This window comes from Neisseria sp. P0022.S010 (genome assembly GCF_051956635.1).
This window is the reverse complement of the sequence record NZ_JBQCXF010000418.1, coordinates 1-2652: the sequence shown is the minus strand read 5'-3', so window position 1 is coordinate 2652 and position 2652 is coordinate 1. Positions and strand designations below refer to the sequence as shown.

Genomic DNA, 2652 nt, shown 5'->3' with positions numbered 1-2652 from the left:
CGGAGAGTTTTTCCACGCCTTTGATGTAGGCGGTGTTGCCTTCGGTGGTGATGTCTGCGCCCATGCGGTTGAGTTCGGGAACGTGCATGAAGCGGTTTTCAAAAATGGTTTCCACCACGCGGCTGCTGCCTTCGGCAATGGCGTTCATGGCCATAAACTGCGCCTGCATGTCGGTTGGGAAGCCTGGGTGGACGACGGTGCGGATGTCCACGGCTTTGGGGCGTTGCTGCATGTCGATGGAAATCCAGTTGTCGCCTGCTTCGATGATGGCGCCTGCTTCGGTCAGTTTGTTTAGCACGACTTCCATGGTTTTTGGGGCGGCATTGCGCAGGACGACTTTGCCGCCGGTCATGGCGACGGCGCAGAGGAAGGTACCGGCTTCAATACGGTCGGGAACGACGCTGTGTTCGCAGCCGTGCAGTTCTTTTACGCCTTCGATGGTCATGGTTGCTGTACCGATGCCGCTGATTTTTGCACCCATTTTGACGAGGCATTCGGCCAAATCGACGACTTCGGGCTCGATGGCGCAGTTTTCGAGGATGGTGGTGCCTTCGGCAAGCGTGGCCGCCATCAGCAGGTTTTCGGTACCGCCTACGGTCACGACGTCCATGGTGACGCGCGTGCCTTTCAGACGGCCTTTGGCTTTGACGTAACCGTGTTCGATGGTGATTTCCGCCCCCATGGTTTCGAGACCTTTGAGGTGTTGGTCAACCGGGCGCGAACCGATGGCGCAGCCGCCGGGCAGGCTGACTTGGGCTTCGCCGAAGCGGGCGAGGGTCGGGCCCAAAACCAAGATGGATGCGCGCATGGTTTTCACCAGCTCATAAGGTGCGCAGGTGTTGTTGACTGTGCCGCCGTTGATTTCAAATTCGGAAATGTTGTCGGTCAAAACACGTGCGCCCATGCCTTGCAGCAGTTTTTGAGTGGTTTTGACGTCGGCGAGCATGGGTACGTTTTTCAGGCGTAAAGTGCCGGAAGTCAGCAGACCAGCACACATCAGCGGCAGGGCGGCGTTTTTCGCGCCGGATACGGTGATTTCGCCGTTGAGGGGGCCGTTGGCAGAGATTTTGAGTTTGTCCACAGGATGTCTTTCGTTATTTGTCTGCACGGTTTATGCCGCACAAATGAAATGAGATGGGTAATAAACCATCAATTATAAGGGATTATGCCCTTGCTGTTAGATTTGGCAGTATTAAATTTTCACAAGGTTTGTTTACGTTGCGAAAGGATAAGATTTCAGGCCGTCTGAATGGTTCAGACGGCCTGTTTGCCAAGGCTTATTTTTTGGCTTTGAAGCCTAAAAGGTGTTGCGTGGTGGCCAGCCATGCGCCGAATACGCCCAGCGCGATGACGAAGCCGAATACCAGCGACACTTCGCTAAATGTGAAGAAACGCCAGCCGATGTTCAGACCGTAGGGTTTGAAAATCGCGTCCACCAGCGGCCGTACTTCGGCCAAAAGCCAAGCCGACAAGCCCAGGCTGACGGCGGCGGAGAAAATACTCTGCCACATTGCCTGATAAAGGAAAGGACGGCGGATGAAGGAAGCGGGCGCACCCAAAAGCTTGGTGATTTCCAGCTCTTCCTTACGGCTGAGGATTTGCAGGCGGATGGTGTTGTGTGCCACTAAGACAAAGGCCATGCCCAATGTCAGCGAGAGGAACCACAAAATCTTGCGGATAAATTCGTTAATACGATAAAGGGTTTGTACCCATTCCGTATCCATGGTTGCCGATTCGACGCGCGGCAGCTTGGTAATGTCTTTATAGATGGCCTGCATCTGATTCGGCGAAGTGGCAGGGTCGGGCGTAACGATAAAGACGTCGGGCAACGGGTTGCCATCGAGCATGGAAACGAGGTTTTGGTCGAGATTGGTCTGCAATTCTTCCAAACCTTCCTGCTTGCTGATAAAGCGGACTTTATCGATACGGCTGTCGCGTTGGAGCAGGTTTTTCACCGTATCGGCATCAGAACTTGCCGCATCGGTGTCCATATAAACCGTAATCTGTGGCGATTCGTTAAGTTTGCCCAACACGCTTTGTCCGCTTTGGATACCCAAATACATAAACAGCGGCAAGGTCATGGCAACGGCAAGCATGAACAGGGTCAGCAACGTGCCGATGGGTTGGCGCAGAAGTTCTTTGAGTGCGGCGCGCGCCGATTCGACGTGTAACGAGATGTAGTGAATCATACTCATGCGAGGCGTCCTTTCTGCAGGCGCAAGACGCGGTGGCCGTAATCCGCCATCAGCGTTTCATCGTGCGCCGCAACAATCACGGTCGTGCCTGCTTCATGGAAGGTTTTAAACAATTCCATAATATCCAGCGCGTAGGCGCGGTCGAGACTGGCGGATGGCTCGTCGGCAATCAGCAGGCTGGGTTGGTGAACCACTGCGCGCGCGATGCACAAACGCTGCTGTTCGCCGCCGGACAAAGTGATGGGCATATCGTTTTCGCGGCCTTTCAAGCCGACTTTCTCAATCGCAATACGCGCACGCTCTTCCGCTTTGCGCGGCTGGTAGCCGCCAATCCGCAAAGGCAGGATAACGTTTTGCAAGACATTGCGGTCGTAGAGGATTTTGTGGTCTTGGAAGACAATGCCGATATGTTGGCGCATAAAGCCGATCTGATTGTCGCTCAAGGTGCCGAGGTCTT

At 54.4% G+C, this 2652-nt stretch carries 3 protein-coding genes; all 3 read right to left on the bottom strand.

Features of this window, described 5'->3' with window-relative positions; translation table 11 throughout:
• On the bottom strand, nucleotides 1-1081 hold a 1081-nt coding region (gene murA, locus ACTHUT_RS17595; protein ID WP_440419222.1), incomplete at its 3' end, for a UDP-N-acetylglucosamine 1-carboxyvinyltransferase.
• A 196-nt stretch (nucleotides 1082-1277) separates the two neighbouring features.
• Complete coding sequence (ftsX, locus tag ACTHUT_RS17590) at nucleotides 1278-2195, bottom strand: permease-like cell division protein FtsX (RefSeq protein WP_440385881.1); 918 nt, start codon at nucleotides 2193-2195, stop codon at nucleotides 1278-1280.
• Nucleotides 2192-2652, bottom strand: a 461-nt coding sequence (locus ACTHUT_RS17585; protein WP_440419220.1) for a cell division ATP-binding protein FtsE, incomplete at its 5' end; no start/stop codon positions are given. The genes ftsX and ACTHUT_RS17585, both read right to left, overlap by 4 nt.